The organism is Stenotrophomonas maltophilia, from assembly GCF_047497515.2.
Lineage (GTDB): Bacteria > Pseudomonadota > Gammaproteobacteria > Xanthomonadales > Xanthomonadaceae > Stenotrophomonas.
On sequence record NZ_JAXAXL020000004.1, the window covers coordinates 196,295 to 218,300 of the forward strand.

24 protein-coding genes are annotated in these 22,006 nt (G+C 67.6%); 16 read left to right on the top strand and 8 right to left on the bottom strand.

All coding sequences use genetic code 11. The features are described from left to right. Positions 1-57: 57 nt before the first annotated feature. Positions 58-315 carry a DUF2789 domain-containing protein gene (locus tag ACMZPQ_RS09385; RefSeq protein ID WP_040007137.1) on the bottom strand — a complete coding sequence of 86 codons (258 nt, stop codon included), beginning with the start codon at positions 313-315 and terminating at the stop codon, positions 58-60. Between the two features lie 106 nt (positions 316-421). On the opposite strand from ACMZPQ_RS09385, the gene ACMZPQ_RS09390 reads away from it, so the two are divergent. Genes ACMZPQ_RS09390 through ACMZPQ_RS09410 form a run of 5 tightly spaced genes read left to right on the top strand, consistent with a single transcriptional unit; the run spans position 422 to position 3,374 of the window. Further along, entirely contained in the window at positions 422-1,009 is a 588-nt protein-coding gene (locus tag ACMZPQ_RS09390) for a biliverdin-producing heme oxygenase (protein ID WP_008267425.1), read from the top strand. A gap of 31 nt (positions 1,010-1,040) precedes the next feature. Beyond that, positions 1,041-1,508, top strand: coding sequence for a YbaN family protein (locus tag ACMZPQ_RS09395; protein WP_197582402.1), 468 nt, complete (start codon positions 1,041-1,043; stop codon positions 1,506-1,508). Continuing rightward, positions 1,495-2,223, top strand: a complete 729-nt coding sequence (exbB, locus tag ACMZPQ_RS09400; protein WP_197582400.1) for a tonB-system energizer ExbB — start codon at positions 1,495-1,497, stop codon at positions 2,221-2,223. Before ACMZPQ_RS09395 ends, exbB begins: the two co-directional genes overlap by 14 nt. A gap of 9 nt (positions 2,224-2,232) precedes the next feature. Next, positions 2,233-2,658, top strand: a complete 426-nt coding sequence (exbD, locus tag ACMZPQ_RS09405; RefSeq protein ID WP_197582399.1) for a TonB system transport protein ExbD — start codon at positions 2,233-2,235, stop codon at positions 2,656-2,658. Continuing rightward, positions 2,655-3,374 carry an energy transducer TonB gene (locus ACMZPQ_RS09410; RefSeq protein ID WP_197582398.1) on the top strand — a complete coding sequence of 240 codons (720 nt, stop codon included), beginning with the start codon at positions 2,655-2,657 and terminating at the stop codon, positions 3,372-3,374. Before exbD ends, ACMZPQ_RS09410 begins: the two co-directional genes overlap by 4 nt. A gap of 37 nt (positions 3,375-3,411) precedes the next feature. On the opposite strand, the gene ACMZPQ_RS09415 is transcribed toward ACMZPQ_RS09410, so the two are convergent. Then, the gene (locus ACMZPQ_RS09415; protein WP_008266593.1) at positions 3,412-5,439 is read right to left on the bottom strand and encodes a sodium-translocating pyrophosphatase; all 2,028 of its coding nucleotides are present in this window, start codon (positions 5,437-5,439) and stop codon (positions 3,412-3,414) included. A gap of 276 nt (positions 5,440-5,715) precedes the next feature. Here ACMZPQ_RS09415 and ACMZPQ_RS09420 point away from each other — a divergent pair, with 276 nt between their 5' ends. Beyond that, positions 5,716-6,219 (top strand): hypothetical protein, encoded by a 504-nt coding sequence (locus ACMZPQ_RS09420; RefSeq protein WP_197582397.1) that lies wholly within the window; start codon positions 5,716-5,718, stop codon positions 6,217-6,219. 131 nt (positions 6,220-6,350) lie between these two features. Here the strand turns inward: ACMZPQ_RS09420 and ACMZPQ_RS09425 are convergent, their stop codons facing one another. Together ACMZPQ_RS09425 and ACMZPQ_RS09430 are read right to left on the bottom strand one after the other, a co-directional pair. Next, a complete protein-coding gene (locus ACMZPQ_RS09425; RefSeq protein ID WP_197582396.1) occupies positions 6,351-6,740 on the bottom strand; it encodes a DUF488 domain-containing protein in 390 nt (129 codons plus the stop codon). 114 nt (positions 6,741-6,854) lie between these two features. Further along, positions 6,855-8,111, bottom strand: coding sequence for a 6-phosphofructokinase (locus ACMZPQ_RS09430; protein WP_197582395.1), 1,257 nt, complete (start codon positions 8,109-8,111; stop codon positions 6,855-6,857). A gap of 136 nt (positions 8,112-8,247) precedes the next feature. On the opposite strand from ACMZPQ_RS09430, the gene ACMZPQ_RS09435 reads away from it, so the two are divergent. The 3 genes from ACMZPQ_RS09435 to ACMZPQ_RS09445 all read left to right on the top strand — a co-directional run bounded on the left by ACMZPQ_RS09435 (position 8,248) and on the right by ACMZPQ_RS09445 (position 11,080). Beyond that, positions 8,248-8,811, top strand: coding sequence for an adenylate kinase (locus tag ACMZPQ_RS09435; protein WP_197582394.1), 564 nt, complete (start codon positions 8,248-8,250; stop codon positions 8,809-8,811). A 329-nt stretch (positions 8,812-9,140) separates the two neighbouring features. Continuing rightward, positions 9,141-10,505 carry a UDP-N-acetylmuramate:L-alanyl-gamma-D-glutamyl-meso-diaminopimelate ligase gene (gene mpl / locus ACMZPQ_RS09440; RefSeq protein ID WP_197582393.1) on the top strand — a complete coding sequence of 455 codons (1,365 nt, stop codon included), beginning with the start codon at positions 9,141-9,143 and terminating at the stop codon, positions 10,503-10,505. Then, positions 10,502-11,080: an LON peptidase substrate-binding domain-containing protein gene (locus ACMZPQ_RS09445; protein WP_197582392.1), complete on the top strand. Its 579-nt coding sequence runs from the start codon at positions 10,502-10,504 to the stop codon at positions 11,078-11,080. The genes mpl and ACMZPQ_RS09445 overlap by 4 nt, the downstream gene beginning before the upstream one ends. 137 nt (positions 11,081-11,217) lie before the next feature. On the opposite strand, the gene ACMZPQ_RS09450 is transcribed toward ACMZPQ_RS09445, so the two are convergent. Continuing rightward, entirely contained in the window at positions 11,218-13,215 is a 1,998-nt protein-coding gene (locus ACMZPQ_RS09450; RefSeq protein ID WP_197582391.1) for a VTT domain-containing protein, read from the bottom strand. An 85-nt stretch (positions 13,216-13,300) separates the two neighbouring features. Between ACMZPQ_RS09450 and ACMZPQ_RS09455 the strand changes: the two genes are divergently transcribed. Next, positions 13,301-13,963: a serine/threonine-protein kinase gene (locus ACMZPQ_RS09455; protein ID WP_197582390.1), complete on the top strand. Its 663-nt coding sequence runs from the start codon at positions 13,301-13,303 to the stop codon at positions 13,961-13,963. Continuing rightward, positions 13,960-14,466: a DUF2867 domain-containing protein gene (locus ACMZPQ_RS09460; RefSeq protein WP_197582388.1), complete on the top strand. Its 507-nt coding sequence runs from the start codon at positions 13,960-13,962 to the stop codon at positions 14,464-14,466. The genes ACMZPQ_RS09455 and ACMZPQ_RS09460 overlap by 4 nt, the downstream gene beginning before the upstream one ends. Before the next feature lie 56 nt (positions 14,467-14,522). Here the strand turns inward: ACMZPQ_RS09460 and ACMZPQ_RS09465 are convergent, their stop codons facing one another. Continuing rightward, positions 14,523-15,206, bottom strand: coding sequence for a hypothetical protein (locus ACMZPQ_RS09465; protein WP_197582387.1), 684 nt, complete (start codon positions 15,204-15,206; stop codon positions 14,523-14,525). A gap of 108 nt (positions 15,207-15,314) precedes the next feature. Here ACMZPQ_RS09465 and ACMZPQ_RS09470 point away from each other — a divergent pair, with 108 nt between their 5' ends. The 3 genes from ACMZPQ_RS09470 to ACMZPQ_RS09480 all read left to right on the top strand — a co-directional run bounded on the left by ACMZPQ_RS09470 (position 15,315) and on the right by ACMZPQ_RS09480 (position 18,329). Continuing rightward, complete coding sequence (locus ACMZPQ_RS09470; RefSeq protein ID WP_197582386.1) at positions 15,315-16,133, top strand: SDR family oxidoreductase; 819 nt, start codon at positions 15,315-15,317, stop codon at positions 16,131-16,133. A 93-nt stretch (positions 16,134-16,226) separates the two neighbouring features. Then, positions 16,227-17,219, top strand: coding sequence for a YiiG family protein (locus tag ACMZPQ_RS09475; protein ID WP_197582385.1), 993 nt, complete (start codon positions 16,227-16,229; stop codon positions 17,217-17,219). 159 nt (positions 17,220-17,378) lie between these two features. After that, positions 17,379-18,329: a YiiG family protein gene (locus ACMZPQ_RS09480; RefSeq protein ID WP_197582384.1), complete on the top strand. Its 951-nt coding sequence runs from the start codon at positions 17,379-17,381 to the stop codon at positions 18,327-18,329. A 69-nt stretch (positions 18,330-18,398) separates the two neighbouring features. Here ACMZPQ_RS09480 and ACMZPQ_RS09485 read toward each other — a convergent pair whose 3' ends face one another. Next, positions 18,399-19,271, bottom strand: a complete 873-nt coding sequence (locus tag ACMZPQ_RS09485; RefSeq protein WP_197582383.1) for an ion transporter — start codon at positions 19,269-19,271, stop codon at positions 18,399-18,401. 63 nt (positions 19,272-19,334) lie between these two features. On the opposite strand from ACMZPQ_RS09485, the gene ACMZPQ_RS09490 reads away from it, so the two are divergent. Then, positions 19,335-20,561, top strand: a complete 1,227-nt coding sequence (locus ACMZPQ_RS09490; protein WP_197582382.1) for an acetylornithine transaminase — start codon at positions 19,335-19,337, stop codon at positions 20,559-20,561. A gap of 88 nt (positions 20,562-20,649) precedes the next feature. On the opposite strand, the gene ACMZPQ_RS09495 is transcribed toward ACMZPQ_RS09490, so the two are convergent. Continuing rightward, complete coding sequence (locus ACMZPQ_RS09495) at positions 20,650-21,252, bottom strand: HAD-IA family hydrolase (protein ID WP_197582381.1); 603 nt, start codon at positions 21,250-21,252, stop codon at positions 20,650-20,652. Positions 21,253-21,375: 123 nt separating this feature from the next. Here ACMZPQ_RS09495 and azu point away from each other — a divergent pair, with 123 nt between their 5' ends. Next, positions 21,376-21,825 carry an azurin gene (gene azu, locus ACMZPQ_RS09500; RefSeq protein WP_053450701.1) on the top strand — a complete coding sequence of 150 codons (450 nt, stop codon included), beginning with the start codon at positions 21,376-21,378 and terminating at the stop codon, positions 21,823-21,825. The last annotated feature ends 181 nt before the right edge of the window (positions 21,826-22,006 follow it).

Below are 22,006 nucleotides of genomic sequence, written 5' to 3' on the forward strand. Positions count from 1 at the left end.
GATGCGGCGTGGAGCACGGTGGTGGATGAGCTGAACGAATCGCTGCCCATCGCGCGCTTACAGACCGGTCGCGGCCTTCACCGCATCCTCGTGCAGCGATTCGTTCAGCTCATCCACCACCGTGCTCCACGCCGCATCGGCCTGCAGCGATTCGGACAGGAACTGGCGCTGGGCGTCGTTCCAGTACGGCGCCTCGACCACTTCCACATCGGCGGCCAGCTGGTGCTCGCGGATGAAACGGGCGATGCCCTCGGCGCTGGCCTCCAGGCCGAGCTGCAGGAACAGGTTGGTCATGCGCGGTTCGGTGGTGATCATCATCGGTTCCTGCTGGAAGAAGGGATGGTCCATTATCGGTGCACACGGCCTTGGGGAAAGCCCCGCGGCGAACGTCTACAGCACGACGACCCCCTTGGCATCCCCCATGAACGCACACATCGCCCCTGAAGACAGCCGCAGCCTGCGGCTCAAGGCCGCCACCCGCGACAGCCATGGCGCGCTGGACAAGCGCATCATGGCCGGCGACATCTTCGCCGACCGCAGCAACTTCGCCCGCTTCCTGCGCGTGCAGTACCGCTTCCACCGCAGCATCGACGCGCTGTATGCCAATCCTGCGCTGGACGCACTGCTGCCGGACCTCGGCGAGCGCCGTCGCCTGAAGCAGGTGTCGCGCGACCTGCAGGACCTGGAACAGACCCTGCCGGGTGCGGACATCGCTGCGCTGCCGGCCGACCTGCCGCTGCCGGCGGCGTTGGGCTGGCTGTACGTGGCCGAAGGCTCCAACCTCGGCGGCACCATCCTGTACAAGATGGCCGCCAAGCTGGGCCTGGATCGCGACTTCGGTGCCCGCCACCTGGCCGCGCACCCTGATGGCGCCGCCCGCCATTGGCGGGAGTTCACCGCCGCACTGGACGCGGTACCGCTGAGCGCCGAACAGGAGCAGCAGGTGATCGATGCCGCCGATGCCGCGTTCCGCAGCGTGCATGGCCACGTCGAAGTGGAATTCGCCTGATGTACGCCTGCCGCCTGCGGGCACCACGCTGATGCGCTGGCTCTGGTTCGCGCTGGGTTGGGTGATGGTCGGCCTCGGGGTGATCGGCGCGCTGCTGCCGGTGATGCCGACCACCATCTTCCTGATCCTGGCGGTGGGCTGCTTCGCGCGCAGTTCGCCGAAGTTCGAGCAGCGCCTGCTGGCGCATCCGCGCTATGGCCCGTCGCTGCGGCTGTGGCGCGAGCAGGGCGCGGTGTCGCGCAAGGGCAAGGCCTTTGCCAGCGCTGGCATGGCGGTGGGCTTCGCGCTGTTCTGCTGGGGCGCGCACCCGTCGTGGCGACTGCTGCTGGGCGTGGGCCTGTTCTTCGCGGTCAGCGCCGGCTACGTGCTCAGCCGTCCGGCCCCCCGCCTGGAGCCCACGCCTCTGGTGGAAGTGGACGATGCCAATGATCCGCGCGCGGACCGCCGCCGTGCCGCGACCCCCGATGCTGATGGAAACCGAGACGATGCTGCCTGCTGACCTGGCCCCCGTGGCCGCCCCCGCATTGACGCCCTGGGGCATGTACCTGGCCGCCGACGTGGTGGTGAAGGGCGTGATGATCGCGCTTGCGCTGGCATCGCTGGCCACCTGGACCGTGCTGCTGGCCAAGGGCTGGGAGCTGGCCCGGCAGGCCCGCCAGCTGCGTTCGGCGCGCGCGCTGTTGCTGCAGGCACCAAGCCTGCCGGCCGAAAGTGCGGCGGCCAGCGCGCAGCAGGGGACCGCGCTGGCTATGCTGGAGGCTGCACGCACCGAACTGCGGCTGTCGCAGGACCTGGACAGCCGCGACGGCATCAAGGAACGCGTCGCGTCGCGCCTGGACCGCATCGAGCTGGAGACAGCGCGCGTGCAGCGACGGGGCATCGGCGTGCTGGCCAGCATCGGTGCGGTGGCGCCGTTCGTGGGCCTGTTCGGCACGGTGTGGGGCATCATGAACAGCTTCATCGGCATCGCCCACAGCAACACCACCAACCTGGCGGTGGTCGCACCGGGCATCGCCGAGGCCCTGCTGGCCACCGCGCTCGGCCTGGTCGCGGCGATTCCCGCGGTGCTGGTCTACAACCATTTCAGCCGCGTGCTGGCCGGCCTGCGCGGCCTGCTCGGTGATCTGTCCGCGGCCGTGCAGCAGCTGGTGTCGCGCGATCTTGATCGTGCCGTGCCGCGTGCCGCAGCGACACCGCTGCGCGCGGTGCACTGAGGCGCGCCGATGGCAATCAGGACCGCGTCCGACCGCGACGATGCGCCGGAAGAGGCGCACGAGATCAACGTCACGCCCTTCATCGATGTGATGCTGGTGCTGCTGATCATCTTCATGGTGGCCGCGCCGCTGGCGACCGTGTCGGTGCCGGTGCAGTTGCCGGCCAGCAGCGCCAGCGCCACGCCGCCGGAGCAGGCGCCGGTGTATGTGACCGTGCAGTCCGACCTGTCCCTGCGCGTGGGCGAACAACCGGTCGCACGCGATGCGCTGGCCGCTGCATTGAAGGCGGCCACCCACGATGACAGCGGACAGCGCATCTTCCTGCGCGCCGATACCCGCGTGCCCTATGGTGAACTGATGGCGACCCTGGATGCGCTGCGCGCAGCCGGCTACCTGAAGGTGGCGCTGGTCGGGCTGGAGCAGGGCGCACGATGAGCGGACTGCGGCGCTGGGCGACCAGCCTGGCGATCGTGCTGCTGCTGCATGCGCTGTTGATTGGCGCGGCCTGCTGGTGGGCGGCGCGCGCGCCGGCGCTGGCGGCTGCTGCTCCGCCTGCAGCGCTGATGCTGGAATTGGCGCCGATGGCCCAGGCACCGCCGGTGCCCCCGCGTGAGGTGGCCACCGGTCCGTTGCAGCAGCAACAGCAGCGGCAGGCGCCGACGCCGGCCGTGCGCGAGCAGCCGAAAGCCCCCGTGCAGCCGAAGGGCGACCTGCCTCCGCCCAAAGCACCGGAACCCACGCCTTCGCCGGAGAGCGCCGACGCCAATGTCGCGCAGACCAGCGCGCCGCCGCAGGTGGCTGCCGATGCTGCGGCGCGCTATACCGCACCGCAGACCACCGCCGGTGAGCGCAGTCGCGCGGAGGCGACCTGGGAAGGTCGCCTGCTCGGGCACCTGCAGAAGCATCGCCGCTATCCGCGCCAGGCCGAGCGCCTGCGCCAGCAGGGCGTGGTCTATGTGCGTTTCGCGGTCTCCCGCGATGGCGCGGTGTCTGGCCTGAAGCTGGGCCGCAGCAGCGGCTTCGAACTGCTGGACCAGGAGACGCTCGATACCGTGCAGCGCGCCAGCCCGGTGCCGGCGCCGCCGGCCGAAGTGGCCGGCGACCCGGTGGAAGTGATGGTGCCGGTGTCGTTCTTCCTGCGCGGGCGCTGACCAGCATCGGTGGCGGTCATCCACGCATGGCGTGGATCTACAGCAGCGGTACCAGCAGCAGCGCCACGATGTTGATGATCTTGATCAGCGGATTGATCGCCGGGCCGGCGGTGTCCTTGTAGGGGTCGCCGACGGTGTCGCCGGTCACCGCGGCCTTGTGCGCCTCGCTGCCCTTGCCGCCGAAGTGGCCATCCTCGATGTACTTCTTGGCGTTGTCCCAGGCGCCGCCACCGGTGGTCATCGAGATGGCCACGAACAGGCCGGTCACGATCGTGCCGATCAGCAGCCCGCCCAGCGCGCGTGGCCCCAGCAGCAGGCCGACCACCACCGGTACCGCTACCGGCAGCAGCGACGGCACGATCATTTCGCGGATGGCCGAGCGGGTCAGCATGTCCACCGCCCTGTCGTACTGCGGCTTGCCGGTGCCCTGCATGATGCCGGGAATCTCGCGGAACTGGCGGCGCACTTCTTCTACCACGGCACCGGCGGCGCGGCCGACCGCTTCCATTGCCATCGCGCCGAACAGATAGGGGATCAGGCCACCGATCAGCAGGCCGATGATCACCGTGTGGTCGCTGAGATCGAAGCGGAATTCCTGCCCCGGATGCGCGGCCTGCAGGTTGTGGGTGTAGTCGGCGAACAGCACCAGTGCGGCCAAGGCCGCCGAACCGATGGCGTAGCCCTTGGTCACCGCCTTGGTCGTGTTGCCCACCGCATCCAGCGGATCGGTGATGTCGCGGATCTCCGAGGGCAGCTCGGCCATCTCGGCAATGCCGCCAGCGTTGTCGGTGATCGGGCCGTAGGCATCCAGGGCCACGATCATGCCGGCCATCGACAGCATCGCGGTGGCAGCGATGGCGATGCCGTACAGGCCACCGAGCGCGAACGCGCCCCAGATCGCCGCGCACACCGCCACCACCGGCAGTGCGGTGGACTTCATCGAGATGCCGAGGCCGGCGATGATGTTGGTGCCATGGCCGGTGGTCGAGGCCTGTGCCACGTGCTGCACCGGCTTGTACTGGGTGCCGGTGTAGTACTCGGTGATCCACACGATCAGGCCGGTCAGCACCAGCCCGATCAGCGCGCAGCCGTACAGCGCCATCGGGCCGTGCACGTTGTCACCCATCAGCCCAGTGGTGATCGGGTAGAACGCAATCGCGGCCAGCACGCCGGACACGATCACGCCCTTGTACAGCGCGCCCATGATCGAACCGCCCGGCTTCACCTTGACGAACAGCGCGCCGATGATCGATGCGATGATCGACACGCCGCCCAGCACCAGCGGATACAGCACCGCGTTGGCGCCCGCCTCGGCCAGCATCAGGCTGCCCAGCAGCATGGTGGCGATGACGGTCACCGCATAGGTCTCGAACAGGTCGGCGGCCATGCCGGCGCAGTCGCCGACGTTGTCACCGACGTTGTCGGCGATCACCGCCGGGTTGCGCGGGTCGTCCTCGGGAATGCCGGCTTCCACCTTGCCGACCAGATCGGCACCGACGTCGGCCCCCTTGGTGAAGATGCCGCCGCCCAGGCGCGCGAAGATCGAGATCAGCGAGGAGCCGAAGGCCAGGCCAACCAGGGCATGCAGTGCCTGCTCCATCGGCAGGCCCATGCGCAGCAGCAGCGCGTAGTAGCCGGCCACACCCAGCAGGCCCAACCCGACCACCAGCATGCCGGTGATCGCACCGCCACGGAAGGCGACGTCCATCGCCGCGCTGATGCCGTGGCGTGCGGCCTCGGCGGTGCGCACGTTGGCGCGTACCGACACGTTCATGCCGATGTAGCCCGCCGCGCCGGACAGGACCGCACCCACTGCGAATCCAATGGCGGTGTACCAGCTGAGGAAGATGCCGACCAGCACGAACAGCACCACGCCGGCGATGCCGATGGTCAGGTACTGGCGGTTGAGGTAGGCACGTGCGCCTTCCTGGATCGCGGTAGCGATCGCGATCATGCGTTCATTGCCGGTGGGTTGGCGCAGGATCCAGCGCGCCGAGACGATTCCGAACAGGATCGCGAGAATGGCGCAGCCCAGCGCCAGTGACAGCCCGTGACGTTCCAGCATTAGACCCCTCCGCAAAATGGATGGACAAGCATCCAGTGGCGATGAACGCACCACGAGGGGGACGACGGGCTGCAGCCTGGAACCAACCCGTACCGACCTTGGCGGTCGTCCGACGTATGGCGGTGTTCAGCATTCCCTGGTTCCCGCAGTATGCGTTCGACGCACCGTAGAGTCGAGCTTGCTCGACTGTCCCCTGGCGCAAAGCGCGATCACGCCCTTTGCACCCCGTTAAGCCATGCTCTGCAAGCCTGCGCACAGTCCCGAAGGAGATCCCCCATGCGCCTGTCCCTGCTGATGCTTGCTGTCCTGGTGCCTGCCGCCCCAGCATTCGCCGCAGAAACCCCGGAACTGCAGCGTGCGGTGGGTGCCCCGCAGGCGGTGGGCGCAGCGCATACGCTGCGCCAGATCCCCGAGGCCTGCGCGCGGCTGGAAGGTGTGTTTACCGGCGATGCGGCAGAGCCCTACCGCTTCTCCGCCGTGCGTACCAGCGAGCAGTGCCAGCCACGCGCACGCTTTGTCGACTATGCCAAGGCACAGCCGAGTGCCGACAAGGGCTGGAAGCTCAATGATGTGATCCGCGTGCCCAGCGCCGCGTGCCCGGCGCAGCAGGCGGTGGTGCGGGTGTGGCGCCTGCCGTCGAGCAACAAGGTCGAGCTGGATGGGCAGGGCCAGTCGCGCATCTACCTGGAAGAGGCAAAGAAGCAGGCTGCGGCCGGCCAGATTCCGCAGGTGACGATGTTCGCCGCGCAGCTGCAGATGGAAGGCAAGGCCTGTAATTGAGCTGGTGCATCCACGCATGGCGTGGATCTACTGCCGTGACCTGGTACTGAGCATCCACGCATGGCGTGGATCTACTGAGGCCATCGGGCACGGCACCGGGTAGTGCCGGCCGCTGGCCGGCAACCCATCCATCATTCGACCAGCATCGCTCCCCGCGCCACCAGCAACTCGCGCAGCGCCATGCGGTGGCAATGTGCCTCATCCTCGCAGTAGCACCCCACGCTGATGTTGCTGTGCTGCGACAGCGCGGCCAGCAGGTCCAGCGCGTGGGCGGCAGCGGGCGCCTTCATCTCGGCCTTGTAGTGGCGGAAGAACGCATTCCAGTCGGCCGCGGTTATCGCCTCGTGCGCCTGCTTCACCAGTTCCGCGCTGGGTGACAGGGGCGGGAACCAGACGTCGTACCAATCCTGGCGGGCGAACTCGCTGCGCGGCACGCCGCGCGGCGGACGCCGCACCGTGCCGATGCGCAGTCCCTCATCGGCGACGCGTGGCGTACCGAGTCGAACTACTCGCAGTGCCATGGCACACCTCCAAAAAAAGGGACGGAGGGGATTCAGTCGCAACCCCCACAACGCTGATGGGGAGTGATGAAGGAGGGGCGGTTACGACTGAATCCCCCCCGTCCCCTTTTCGAGTCAGCCCTCGAAGGGCGGCAGCCTCTGCTTCACGGCCACGTTCTTCAGGGTGACGTACTTCGGCAGGCCGTCGGGGCCGTAGGGCAGCGGTGCTTCGCCCTTGATCAGCGGTGACAGGTAGGCGCGCGCCTTGGCGGTGATGCCGAAGCCATCGCGGCGAATGAAACCGGCCGGCATCTTCTTCTCGTGGTTGGCGATCTTCGACAGCGGCGCGGCTTCGATCTTCCAGCGGTATGGCGCGTCGCTGCTGCGCACGATCACCGGCATCACGCCGTTCTGGCCCTTCATTGCCAACTGCACCGCAGCCTTGCCCACCGCCTGCGCCTGCTCCCAGTCGGTCTTGCTGGCCAGGTGCCGGGCCGAGCGCTGCAGATAGTCCGGCAGGGCCCAGTGCACCTTCAGGCCCAGCTGGTCCTTGACCCGTCCGGCCAGGTGCGCGGCTACGCCACCCAACTGCGAATGCCCGAACGAATCCTTGCCGCCGCCGGCGTCGGCAACGAAGCGGCCATCGGCGGTGGCGATGCCTTCCGAGGCCACCACCACGCAGTAGCCAACGCGCTCGACCACCGCCTTGACCTTGGCCAGGAATGCCGCCTCGTCGTAGGCGCGCTCGGGCAGCAGGATGATGTGCGGGGCTTCGTCATCGCCGTTGCCAGCCAGGCCGGCGGCTGCGGCCAGCCAGCCTGCATGGCGGCCCATCGCCTCGTAGATGAAGACGCGGGTGGAGGTCTCGGCCATGGCGGCCACGTCCAGTGCCGCCTCGCGCACCGACACCGCGGTGTACTTGGCGGCCGAACCGAAGCCGGGGCAGGTGTCGGTCACCGCCAGGTCGTTGTCGATGGTCTTGGGCACGCCGATGCAGGTCAGGTCGTAGCCCGACGCCTTGGCCAGCTGCGAGACCTTCAGTGCGGTATCTGCCGAGTCGTTGCCGCCGTTGTAGAGGAACCAGCGTACGTCGTGCGCGCGCAGCACCTCCAGCAGGCGGTCGTAACGCGCACGGTCGGCGTCCAGTGATTTCAGCTTGACCCGGCACGAGCCGAAGGCGCCGCCCGGGGTATGGGCGAGGGCGCGGATGGCCGCGGCGCTCTCCTTGCTGGTGTCGATCAGCTCTTCGCGCAGGGCACCGAGGATGCCGTTGCGGGCGGCCAGCACCTTGATGCCCTTGGCCCGGGCCTGTTCGATCACCGCTGCGGCCGTGGCGTTGATGACCGCGGTGACACCACCGGACTGGGCATAGAGGAGAGTACCGTTGCGCATGCTTCTACCTGCTCGGGGGAGGGGACATTGCAGGGACATTACCCGGATGCGGTAAAGTGGCGCTATTGCGGTGCAGCGATACCGGTCCGTCCGGGACGCGAACCTTCTTTGTTTTCAACACGTTGGAGTCAGGTCAATGCGATTGGTTCTGTTGGGACCGCCCGGTTCGGGCAAGGGGACACAGGCGACGCGCCTGAAGGAAAAGCTGGGGATCGCCCACATTTCGACCGGTGACATGCTGCGCGCGGAAATCGCCGCCGGCACCGAGCTGGGCAAGCAGGCCAAGACGGTGATGGATGCCGGCAACCTGGTGTCGGACGACATCCTGCTGGGCATGCTGGAATCGCGCCTGACCCAGGCCGATGTCGCCAAGGGCTTCATCCTGGATGGCTACCCGCGCAATGTGGCCCAGGCCAATGCGATGGACGGCCTGCTGGCCAAGATCGGCCAGCCGCTGGACGCGGTGGTGCAGCTGGACGTGGCCACCGAGCTGCTGGTCGACCGCATCGCCGGTCGCGCTAAGGAGCAGGGCCGCGCCGATGACAACCCGGAAGCGGTGCGCCAGCGCCTGCAGGTCTACAACGACCAGACCGCTCCGGTGGTCGACTTCTACGCCGGCCGTGGCACCCTGGCCCGCGTCGACGGCGTTGGCGACCTGGACGAGATCGAATCGCGCATCCTGGCGGCGATCAAGTCGTGATCCGGCGGGGCCGGGACACGGTTCCGGCCCCCGGCGCAAAAAAACACAGGCCTGGTCCGCGAGGATCAGGCCTGTGTCGTTTGATAGGCGCCAGCGAAGGGCTTGCTCAGGGCCCCGCAGCATGAGCTCCCTTGGGGATGGCCTCTTGGGGAGTAGGACCGGTTCGGGTACTGCGGCTGGCAGTTCGAATTGTGTCCGGGTTCACAGAACATCGCTATCGGGAATTCCCTGACAGCAGATTGGAGTTTTCTCACATCCGGTGTAGGAGTTGTCTTACCCGGAGGCAGACATTGGCCCTATACAGTCGTCATCGGTCACAATCCTCGGTCATGAGCAGCGTACATATCCTTGCAATCGCCGGCACCTTCATGGGCGGCGTGGCCGCCCTGGCGCGGGAACTGGGCCATCCGGTCAGCGGCAGCGACCAGGCCATCTATCCGCCGATGTCGACCCAGCTTGAACAGCTGGGCATCACCCTGGACCAGGGCTACCGCGCCGACAGCGTGCCGGCCGGCACCGATGAGGTGGTGATCGGCAATGCGCTGTCGCGTGGCAATCCGGCCGTGGAGGCCGTGCTTGACGCGGGCCAGCGCTACATTTCCGGCGCGCAATGGCTGTCCGAACGGGTGCTGCCGGGGCGCGACACCCTGGCCGTGGCCGGTACCCATGGCAAGACCACCACCACCACCATCCTTACCTGGCTGCTGGAAAGCGCCGGGCGCTCGCCGGGCTTCCTGATCGGCGGCGTGGCCGAGGATTTCGGCGTTTCCGCGCGCCTGGGCCAGGGCCGCGAATTCGTGGTCGAGGCCGATGAATACGACACCGCCTTCTTCGACAAGCGCAGCAAGTTCGTGCACTACCGGCCGCTGGTGGCCATCCTCAACAACCTTGAGTACGACCACGCCGACATCTTCCCGGACGTGGCCGCGATCCAGCGCCAGTTCCACCATCTGGTGCGCACCGTGCCGGCGCGTGGCCGCCTGATCGTCAATGGCGAGGATCAGCACCTGGCCGAGGTGCTGGCGATGGGCTGCTGGACCCCGGTCGAGCGCTTCGGCTTCAACCCGTCGCTGGAATGGCATGCCGAGCTGCTGGCTGCCGATGGCAGCGCGTTCCGCGTGCACCATCGCGGGCAGGCGCTGGGTGACGTGCAGTGGTCACTGCTGGGCCGGCACAACGTGCTCAATGGCCTGGCCGCGCTGGCCGCCGCGCATGCGGTGGGCGTGGCACCGGCCGACGTCATTCCGGCGCTGGCGCGGTTCCGCAGCGTCAAGCGCCGCATGGAAGTGATCGGCAGCCATGACGGCATCACCGTCTACGACGACTTCGCCCATCACCCGACGGCGATCGCCACCACGCTGGAAGGGCTGCGTGCCAAGGTGGGCGATGCGCGCATCGTGGTCGCGATGGAACCGCGCAGCAACTCGATGCGGCTGGGCGCACATGCGCAGGCGCTGGCACCGTCGCTGGCGCTGGCCGATGAAGTGGTGTTCCTGCACCGCCCGGAGCTGGCCTGGGATGCCGCCGCGGTGATCGCCGCGGTGCGAGGCGAAGCCCATGCGGTGCCGGATACCGATGCGTTGCTGGCGCAGTTGCAGGCGAGCGCGCACAGCGGCGACCACGTGGTGTTCATGTCCAACGGCGGCTTCGACGGCGCACCGCGCCGCTTCCTCGCCGCGTTGCAGGCGCGATGAGCGCCGACAGCTCGCTGCCGCTGTTTCCACTGCATACCACGCTGGTGCCGGGCGCGGCGGTGGGCCTGCGCGTGTTCGAGCGGCGTTACCTGGATCTGGTCCGCGACAGCGGCCGCAGTGGCGAGGGCTTTGGCGTCTGCCTGATTCTCGACGGCCAGGAAGTGGGCGCTCCGGCGACGCCGGCGGCGTATGGCGTGCAGGTGCGCATCGAAGATTTCGATGTCGGCGCCGATGGCGTGCTGCAGCTGCGCCTGCGCGGTACCCGTCGCTTTCATGTCGAGCGCACCCGCGTGCGTGACAATGGGCTGGTGGTGGCCGACGTGAGTTGGTGCGAGGAAGATCCCGACGACGAACTGCGGCCACAGCATGCGCTGCTGGCCACGCTGCTGGGACACATCATCGAACAGGCGGGCGAGGCCTATGCGCCGGCCAATCCGGCATTGCTGGACCAGGCCAGCTGGGTTGGCTGGCGGCTGGCCGAGCTGCTGCCGCTGAGCGAGCAGCAGCGCTTGCAGCTGCTGCAGCTGGATGACCCGCACCAGCGCCTGCAGCAGTTGCTGGGCTGGATGCCGTAGAAGCCATCCACGGGTGGGTGTGCACCTTGGTGCACACGTGGGGGTAGCCGTGTAATGCCATCCACGCACGGCGTGGATCTACTGTAGAGCCGAGCCCATGCTCGGCTCCACCGTGGGTGACCGCGCACCGGTACCCGTCAGGGCGTGGTGGTCTTCAACCGCAGCACCGGCAATCCGGTTTCGCTGTGTACATCCTCGCGCTGCGGCAGGCCCTGTACGGCCTCCTTCACCGCGTTCATCGCCGGGTCAACGCCGCGCAGCGGGTGCCACATGCCGATCCATTCAAAGTGGCGCTCGTAGCGCAGGGTCTGCGCGCTGCCCAGCCACAGCGGCGTGTTGCCGGGCTGCAGCTGTGCCGGCGCCGGCCAGAGCCGCAGCACATAGCGCTCATCCGGCTGCGCGCCCTGGCGCACCATCAGCAGTGCTTCCACCCGAGTTTCCAGCGTGGCCGGCAGTACCGGCAGCTCGTCGGCGCCGGTGTTCTTGTCCAGCATCAGCAGCGCCTGCTGCCAGCCGGCCTGGTCCTGCCGCTTCCAGCCACGTGCCTCCAGCTGCGCCTGCAGCGGCGCCAGCGGGCCGGCCACCTGCACGTCCAGCGGCCAGCGCTGATCGTCGTCGAACTCGTTGCGGCGCGCAGGTAGCGTCGCCCAGTCGTGCTGCCACCAGGCCTGCATGTCCATGGCCTGCGGGGCAGGCAGGGTCGGCTCGAAGCGCTCCAGCTTCACCGGGATGTTGCGTGGCGCGTACCACATCGCCGCCAGGGCGAATACGCCGTAGAACAGCCAGGCCACCGGCTTCACCCAGAACGAGCGGTTGAAGCGGCGGCGGTAGGCGATGCCCAGTACCAGCAGCCAGAACGTGCCGAACAGCATGCCGCCGATCACATCGCTCAGCCAATGCGCACCCAGGTACAGGCGTGAGAAGCCGATCAGGCTGACCACGATGCCCGACACCAGGTACGGCCAGACACGGGTGCGGCCGGGCATCTCGCGCGCGATCAGCACAGCGAAGAAGCCGAAGGTGATGGTGGCCATGGTCACCGACACCGACGGGAAGCCGAAGCCACTGCTGGCATCGACCGGGCGCACGACATCCACGGTGGCGCCCAGCAGCATGGTCAGCGCCAGGCCGAAGGCCAGTGCGGCCAGCCAGTGCGCAGCTGCCATCCAGCGCCGGCGCCAGATCAGGTAGCCCATCGCTGCTGCGGTGGCCGGCAACAGCACCTGCCAGGCACCCAGCGACGCCAGCGCGGCCATCGGGTAATCGGCCAGTGGGTTGCGCAGCGCCAGCATGGCCTGGTGCACCAGCAGGTCGATCGCCAGCGGTTCGCCATGCGCGACCACCACGGTCAGCAGCGCGAACCAGCCCCAGCCCAGCACCAGCAGCATCAACGCCAGCATCGCCAGCGGCACCGACTCACGCCGCTTCGGGTCGAGCACGCCCACCGTGTAGCGGCCCAGCGTCGGGTGGCGGTTGGACCAGTCCAGCAGGCGCGCCAGCCAGCTGTCCATGCGCGCGGCCGACCAACGGTAGCCGTACAGCACGATGGCCCAGACCAGGCTGAGGATCACCGCCAGCAGGCCGACCACCACCACCAGGCGCCCGGCCACCGCCGCGACCGCGTCGTAGGCTTCACCGAGGATCCAGCCCGGTGCCAGGAACAGCACCGCCCAGGAGAGGCTGGCGATACCGCTGGCCTGCACGTAGCGGCTGGCGGGCATCTTCATCATGCCGGCGATGGCCGGTACGAACGGCCGGATCGCTCCCACGTAGCGCGCCACCAGGATGCTCTTGAACGCATTGCGACGGAACAGGTTCTCGCCGCGATCGAGCAGCTGCGGGTAGCGGCTGAACGGCCACACGCCGCGCAGCCGGTCGCCCCAGCGACGGCCGATCCAGTAACTGATGCCATCGCCGGCAAACGCGCCCAGCGCCGCCGCTGCCACCGCATACGGCCCGGAGATCTGCCCCAGGCCGATGAACACGCCCACCGCGAACAGCAGCGGCAGGGCCGGCACGATGGCGCCGAGAATGATGACCGCATCGCAGAAGGCGATGAGGAAGATAACGGCACCGGCCAGCACGGGGTGGGCGGCAATCCACGCGAGGGTGGCGTCGATCCATGAAGAGTCCATTGCCCGATTATAGGGGCGTGTAGGTGACTGGTTCCCAGCCGCTTCGTGACCGTTTGCAACCGGCGCCATCGCCTAGAATGGCGGCATGCCTCACTCGCCCGACGCTCAACCGCATGCTTTGAAGGCCGACAGCTTCGGCCGCATCCTTCTCGTGGAAGGGCCGCACGGCCCCTTCGTGCGCCGTGACCTGGGCGCGACACCGCTGTGGTTGCGGTTGCCCGCGTGGTGGTTGGCACGCCGCGAAGCACGCGCGCTGCGCCATATCCACGGCATGGCCGATGTGCCGCAGCTGCTGGCGTGGGATGGCCGCCATCTCGACCGCAGCTTCATGGCCGGCGACGCCATGTACCAGCGCCCGCCGCGCGGCGACCTGGCCTGGTTCCGCGCCGCGCGGCGCCTGCTGCAGCAGTTGCATCGCAATGGCGTGGCCCACAACGACCTGGCCAAGGAAGCCAACTGGCTGGTCACCGACGATGGCCGCCCGGCGCTGATCGACTTCCAGCTGGCGGTGATCGGCAACCCGCGCTCGCGCTGGATGCGCCTGCTGGCCCGCGAGGACCTGCGCCACCTGCTCAAGCACAAGCGCATGTACTGCCGCGAGTCGCTCACCCCGGTGGAGAAGCGCGTGCTCAAGCGCACCTCGTGGGTGCGCGAACTGTGGTTCGCCACCGGCAAGCCGGTGTATCGCTTCGTCACCCGCCGCATCCTGCATTGGGAAGACAACGAGGGGCAGGGGCCGAAGCCGTGAGCGCATCGCAGGTGGTGACCGCCGCGCCGAGTGCGGGCAATGTGTTGCGCGCGCAGATGGCCGGTGCCGACTTCGTGCATGCCTGCCAGGCCAGCACACAGCGCAAGGGTCGAACCGCGTTGCAGGCCTACCGTGACATGGCAGCGAGCATTCCCGGCTGGTTCGACGGGCTGATGGCGCTGCGCAACCGCGGCATGCGCCTGCTGGGCATGAAGGACCTTGGTTCACTGCGCGCGGTGCAGGACACCGTCGATCCCGTTCCCGGCCAGCGGTTGGGCATCTTCACCCTGCAGTCGCTGGACGACGATGCCATCGTGCTGGAAGACGATGACCGCCACCTGCGCGTGCAGCTGGCATTGCAGTGGCAGGGCGATGTGCTGGAAGTGGCGACGGTCGTGCACACCCACAATGCATTTGGGCGGCTGTACATGCTGCCGGTGGCGCCGGTGCACCGGCGGATCGTGCCGCACCTGCTGCAGAAGCAGGTCCGCGCGTATGGGTAGATCCACGCCATGCGTGGATGCGCCGAGGCCGTTTACGAAGGTAAGTGCCGGTGACCTTACGGTGCCGCCGGCACCACCTGTTGGCCGATGAAGTTGCGCTTGGCGTCGAAGTCGTAGGCGATCTGCAGCTGGCCCACATCCGGGCAGGCGTGGCAGTCGCGCAGCGGTGTGCGGTACAGCAGGCGGATGCCGCCGTTCTCCAGTGGCGTCGCGCCGGCCGATTGCGCGGGTGCGAACGGCGTGGCCTGCGGGTTGGCCTTCAACAGTTCCTGCACCGTCGGGTCGGCGCGCAGGGTGTCGTCCAGCTGCACCGCATCCACGTCGATGCGTTTGCCGCCGGCATCGACCAGGCGGGTGCCTTCATTGGTGTTGGCGCGGAACGGGTACTCGACCGTGGCGATGCCGAGGCCCTCGTTCTCGTGCCAGGCGGTCACGTAGGCCAGTTCGCCGGCGCTGGACAACTGCTCGGCCGCGGTGATCGCCTCGGCGCTGGCACCGCCGGCGCGCATCGCATCGCGCAGGCAATCGCGGGTAGCGGCATTCTCGCCCTGGCGGCACGCGTTGAGATCGCCATCCCAGACCACTGCCTCGCTCCAGCGCATCTTGCCGTCGGCGGCGGCTTTCTGCGCACTTGCAGCGTCCCCGGCGGGCGGCGTCTTGTCGGACGCCGGCGAGCGATCCTGGCAGGCGGTCAGCAGGGCAAGTCCCAAGGCAGGCAGCAGCAGGCGGGAACGGCGCATGGCGTAGACCTCGTGCGTTGACTGGAGCCCCGAGTATCGTCAAGGCCAGGTGAACTCCGTGTTGGCGCGGCATACTAGCGGCTCATTGCATACGCTGGAGTGTGGAACGTGGGCAGTCTGCAGGGCAAAACGCTGTTCATCACCGGTGCCTCGCGCGGCATCGGCCTGGCCATCGCGCTGCGCGCCGCGCGCGACGGCGCCAACGTGGCCATCGCCGCCAAGTCGTCGGTCGCCAATCCGAAACTGCCCGGTACCATTCACACCGCTGCTGAAGCGGTGAATGCTGCTGGCGGCCAGGGGCTGGCCCTGAAGTGCGATATCCGCGAGGAAGAACAGGTGCAGGCCGCGGTCGCGGCCACCGTCGACACCTTTGGTGGCATCGATATCCTGGTCAACAACGCCAGTGCGATCTGGCTGCGTGGCACGCTGGACACGCCGATGAAGCGTTTCGATCTGATGCAGCAGGTCAATTCGCGTGGCAGCTTCCTGTGCGCGCAGGCCTGCCTGCCGTACCTGCTGCAGGCGCCGAACCCGCATATCCTCACGTTGGCACCGCCGCCGAGCCTGGCGCCGAAGTGGTGGGCGCCGCACACCGGCTACACACTGGCGAAGATGGGCATGAGTTTCGTCACCCTCGGCCTGGCCGCGGAGTTCGGCCCGCAGGGCGTGGCGGTCAATGCATTGTGGCCGCGTACGGTAATTGCCACCGATGCGATCAACATGATCCCTGGCGTCGATGCGGCCGGTTGCCGCACACCACAGATCATGGCCGACGCCGCGCATGCCGTGCTGGTGCGCGAAGCGGCCGGCTTCCATGGCCAGTTCCTGATCGACGACGAGGTGCTGGCGCAGGCCGGCATCACCGATCTGTCGGGCTATGCCGTGGATGCGTCGCGGCCGTTGCTGCCGGACCTGTTCCTGGATTGAACTGGTTGTGCGAGTGGCAGCCGAAGGCTGCCGCCTTCGCCATGCTGCGCTAGAATGCGGGTCTGTAATCGTTTTCAACAAGGATGTGAACACATGACACGTACGCTTTCCATCGCGGCGCTGGCCGCTTCGCTGTCGTTGGCCCTGACCGCCTGCGGGGGCAAGACGCCCGCAGCCGCCGATGACGCCGGCCCCTCTGGCAAGCAGGAGGCCAGCGCGGCGCCGTCCGACGCACAGCAGCTGTTGACCGCAAAGCTCAACGCTTACATCGGCTGCTTCAACGCGCTTGACTCGAAAACACACGGCAGCCTCGAGTCCTACACGCGCTGGATCAAGGACGTCGACGCCGGCCCGAGCGGGCGCGAGACGCAGGTGTACGGACCGTTCGAAATCAGCGATTACGACATGAAGCAATGCGACGCTCCAGTGACCGGGGCGATCGCTGCCAAGCCGGCACTGGCTGAACTCGATGCCGCTGCGGGTCATTACCAGCAGGCACTGAAGGCACTCGTTCCGGTCAGCAAGGAGGCGCACGATTACTACGATCGCCAGGACTACGAAGACGACCAGTTCGCCAAGGGCAAGCAGATGCACGCGTCCTTGATGGCGGCCTTCAAGGCGTTCGTGGTTGCCAGCGAGACGTTCAACGCCGAGCTGGAGCGCCAGAACGACGCTGCACAGCGCGAGCAGCTCAAGGTGCTGGAACAGGCCGAGGGGCGTACCCGCGAGTATTACCGGCTGGCGATGATGCTGGAAGCGAAGGCCATCGTGGAGCTGATGAGCGAGGACGATTTCGATACGGCCAAGGCCCGCGAACGGCTGGATGCGTTCAACCGCATTTCCGACGAAGCGCATGCCAAGGTGGCCGATCAGGACCCGGGCAAGCTGGACTGGAACAGCTTTGAACGCGAAGCCGAGAGCTTCCGCCGGGAAGGCAAGGAGCGCCTGCAGCGGGTCAGCAGCAAAACGCCCTACAGCGATTTCGAGCGGCGCATGCTGGACTCGCCTTCGATGGCGCCGCGCGGCTCTGCCAGCAAGCTGATGCAGGAATACAACACGCTCGTTTTCCAGAGCAATCGCCAGTAGCCGCAGCGTCCTTCGCGCTGTTTGTGTCGCAATCGAACAGGTCGGTTGCGATGCATCGCATCGCACACTCCCAAACGGCGGGGCCTTCCCGAGGCCGCCGATGCCGATGTTCGCGCCATGCGTGAGGATACCTGGCGCTATTTTCTGCAAGGAATCGATTTGAACACTTCTGCACGCCTGCTTCCCCTTCTTCTGCTCGGCACGCTGGCCGCTGTGGCCGGCTGCGACAAAGTGCCGGCGCTGGCGGCGGCAGACCCCAGCCTGGGCAAGATCAACGCCTACATCGAGTGCTACAACGGCGTTGAACAGCCTGTGCACAAAGGCTTTCAGGCCTACACCGGCTGGATGAAGGATCCTGAAGCGGGTCCGACCGGCAAGGAAGCGCAACCGCGTTCGCCCGGCAAGGTGCTGTCGCACCGCGTCGAGTACTGCGGCCAGCCGATGACCGACGCGCTGGCGAAGACCCCGGCACTGCCGATGGATGGCCCCGCGCGCGATTATCAGCAGGCATTCCAGGCCCTGAATGCCCTGACCGAGCGCGCCGATGGCTACTTCACCCGCGAAGACTATCGTCGTGATGGCGGCGAAGGCATGCGCGCGCAGCACGCGCCGCTGATGCAGGCCTATGCCGCCTTCTTCAAGGCCAGCGAAGCGATGGATGTGGCGCTGGAGAAGAACGAGAACGAGCGCCGCGCCGCGCAGCTGAAGCAGATCGAAGCGAGCGAGGGCCGCTCGCTGGCCTATTACCACCTGCGCATCGTCGGTGATGGCAAGCAGCTGGCGATGGCATTCCAGGGCGACGCGCCGGACCTGGCGGCGTTGCGCAAGGAGCTGGCCGACTATCAGGCGCTGGTGACCGAAGTGCAGAACGGCGGTGTCGGCAAGGACGACCCGATGTGGGGCCACGTGCAGCGTTCGGCCGACAAGCTGGTGCGTACCGCAGGCCGCGGCGTCGAACGCCTGGAGCAGGGAAAGCCGATCAGCGCCGAAGCGCTGGCGGCCGAGCGCAAGGCCTCGGGCAGCCGGCTCACCACTGATCCTGAAGGCGCGCAGTCGACGATCCTGGACGCCTACAACGACCTGGTGACCACCAGCAATCGCATGCGTTGAGTGACGGCGGTCCTCCACGCACGGCGTGGATCCACCACAGGTAGTGCCGGCCGCTGGCCGGCATGCGCCTCAGTGGTTGAACGCATCCGGTAGCTGACCGCCGCACTTGCGGCAGTGGCGTGCATCCGGCTCGTGGCCTTCCAGCCCACAGTGCGGGCAGCCGCGTGCATCGCGGCGTGCGGCCAGCTCGGCCTCGCGCATGGTGCTGGCCAGTTCGGCGGTATAGATGCCGGTGGGCACGGCGATGATGCTGTAACCGATCAGGATCAGCACCGAGGTGACGAAGCGGCCGAGCACGGTCTGCGGCACGATGTCGCCGAAGCCGACCGTGGCCATGGTCACCACCGCCCAGTACATGCTGGCCGGGATATTGGTGAAGCCATGTTCCGGCCCTTCGATCACGTACATGAGCGCGCCAGCGATGATGGTGATGGTGATCACCGTGAACAGGAACACCAGCACCTTGCGCCGGCTGCGCCACAGCGACGTCATCAGGACGCCGCTCTCTTCGATGTAGCGGGTCAGCTTGAGGATGCGGAACACGCGCAGGATGCGCAGCGCGCGCACCACCAGCAGGCTCTGCGCGCCGGGGATGAACATCGACAGGTAGGCGGGCAGGATCGACAGCAGGTCGATGATGCCCCAGATGCTTACTGCGTAGCGCAGCGGGCGCTTGACCACCGCCAGCCGCAGCAGGTACTCGGCGGTGAAGATGAGGGTGAAGCCCCATTCCAGGATGTACAGCCCGGTGGACCATTCGGCATGCAGGTGCTGCACGCTGTCGATCATCACCACCAGGATGCTGGCGATGATCGCCACCACCAGGATCAGGTCGAAGTTGCGCGAGGGCCGCGAGTCGTGGCGGTAGATGATGTCAAACCACCGACGGCGCCAGCCGGTCTCGGTGGCGGGGTTCAGCTGGGGGGCGGAAAACGGTCGCATGGGCGCATTGTGCCGCAGGGGTTCCGGCGCGAGAATGGGCATTCCTGAATCCTGCCGACTGCCATGACCGCCGCGACCGATCCGCTGATCTCCCTTTCGCACTACTACCTGCCGGTCTACAAGCCCCGCCAGGTGGTACTGGAGCGAGGCCAGGGCGCCCGCGTGTGGGACAGCCAGGGCCGTGAGTTCATCGACCTGGCCGCCGGCATCGCCGTGTGTGGCCTGGGCCACAACGATCCGGACCTGGTGGCCGCGCTGGTCGAGCAGGCCGGCAAGCTCTGGCACACCAGCAACGTGTTCTACAGCGCACCGCCGCTGCATCTGGCCGAGGAGCTGGTCAAGGCCAGCCGCTTCGCCGAGCGCGTGTTCCTGTGCAATTCCGGCGCCGAAGCCAACGAAGTGGCGATCAAGATGGTCCGCAAGTGGGCCTCCAGCCAGGGCCGCCCGGCCGACAAGCGGGTGATCATCACCTTCCGTGGCAGCTTCCATGGCCGCACGATGGGCGCGGTGACCGCCACCGCCCAGCCGAAGTACCAGGAAGGCTACGAGCCGCTGCCCGGTGGCTTCCGCTACATCGACTTCAACGATGACGTGCAGCTGGAGACCGCGATGGCCGCCGGCGATGTCGCTGCGGTGATGCTGGAGCCGATCCAGGGCGAGGGCGGCGTGATGCCGGCCAAGTCCGGCTTCCTCAAGCGCGTGCGCGAACTGTGCGACCAGCACAACGCACTGCTGGTGCTGGACGAGATCCAGGCCGGCATGGGCCGCACCGGCACGCTGTTCGCGCACTGGCAGGACGATGTGGTGCCGGACATGGTCACCCTGGCCAAGGCACTGGGCGGTGGTTTCCCGATCGGCGCGATGCTGGCTGGCCCGAAGGTGGCCGAGACCATGCAGTTCGGCGCGCACGGCACCACTTTCGGCGGCAACCCGCTGGCCGCCGCGGTCGCCCGCGTGGCACTGCGCAAGCTGGCTTCGGCAGAGATCGCCGCCAACGTCAGCCGCCAGTCGAAGGCGCTGCGCGATGGCTTTGCGCGTATCAACGACGAGTTCGGCGTGTTCAGCGAGGTGCGCGGCCGTGGCCTGATGCTGGGCGCGGTGCTGAGCAAGGACTTCGCCGGCCAGGCCGGTGCGATCCTCGACCATGCCGCCGAGCAGGGCCTGCTGACCCTGCAGGCTGGCCCGGACGTGCTGCGCTTCGTGCCGTCGCTGAACATCACCGACGAAGAAGTGGCCGAAGGCCTCAAGCGCCTGCGCGCGGCAGTCGCCGCGTTCATCGCCGCGCGCTGAATCCCTGGCGCTGGAGTCGGATCCCTCTCCTGCGGAGAGGGCTCTGATCCCGTTGCCCAGCCGAGCATGGGCTCGGCTCTACAGTGGTTCACGCAATCTGGTAGCGCTTCAGCACCTTGCCCAACCCTCGTCCGTCGCGCACGGTTTCCGCGTGCAGACCAGCCGCGCGTGCGCCGCGCACATTGGCGAACAGATCATCGACGAACAGCGTGCGCGCAGGCGCCACGCCCAGTACGTCGAGTGTGCGCAGGAACGCCTCCGGCGCCGGTTTGCGCAGGCCGAAATCGGCGCCGCAGAACACGCGACCCTGCAGGGCAGGGAACAGCCCCGGCAACAGGGCGGGCAACGCCTGCTTCATCAGCGTACCGTTGTTGGTCAGCACCGCCATCGGCAGCTGCAGTGTTTGCAGCCGATGCAGCACGGCGGACTGCGGATGGCTGGCCGCCTGCCGTGCAGCGAGCCAGGTGGCCACATCGACCGTCCTGCCCAGACGTGCGCCAAGCTGCGCCAGATAGGCTGGGCCCTCCAGTGCGCCACGGTCGTGCGCGGCTTCCAGCCCGCTGTCGTAGAGCGCGGCCTGCACGGCCTGGGTGGGAACATCCAGCGCCTGCGCGAGATGCAGCACGCGCTGCGCGCGCTGGTACTGCACCAGCACGCCATCCACATCCAGCAGCAGCAGGTCGATCCGCATCGGCCGAGCATGCCATTGCGGCTCGCATGCGGGAAACCCTGAAGCTGCCGTGCGACAGACGGTCGCAGACGGGAGCGCATGGGCCTGCCTAGAATGACGTTTGAATCCGCAGGAGATGCAGCGATGAAGGCTTGGACGGTGGCAGTGGGATTGGGTGCGCTGATGCTGGCGCCGTCGGCGATGGCGCGGGTGTGTGCGGTGAGCATCGACAGCACAGACCAGATGAGCTTCAGCAGCCGCGAGATCAAGATTGCCGCCGACTGCAGTGCCGTGGACCTGACCCTGCGCCACACCGGCAAGCTGGCCGCCACCGCAATGGGTCACAACTGGGTGCTGACCCGCACGGCCGACTACCAGCCGGTGGCGATGGCGGGCATGCGCATGACCCTGGCCGACAGCTACCTGCCGAAGGCCGACAAGCGCGTTCTGGCCCACACCAAGGTGATTGGAGGTGGCGAGACCACGCGCGTGCGCTTCTCCACCCAGGGCCTGCAGAAGGGCGGTGACTACACCTTCTTCTGCTCGTTCCCCGGCCACTTCGCGATGATGAAGGGCAAGCTCGTCTTCGGTTGAATACAGCCACGCATGGCGTGGCTCTACGGGTAGATCCACGCCATGCGTGGATAGGCCACGGCAGTAGATCCACGCCATGCGTGGATGGACCACGGCAGTAGATCCACGCCATGCGTGGATAGGCCACGGCAGTAGATCCACGCCATGCGTGGATAGGCCACGGCAGTAGATCCACGCCATG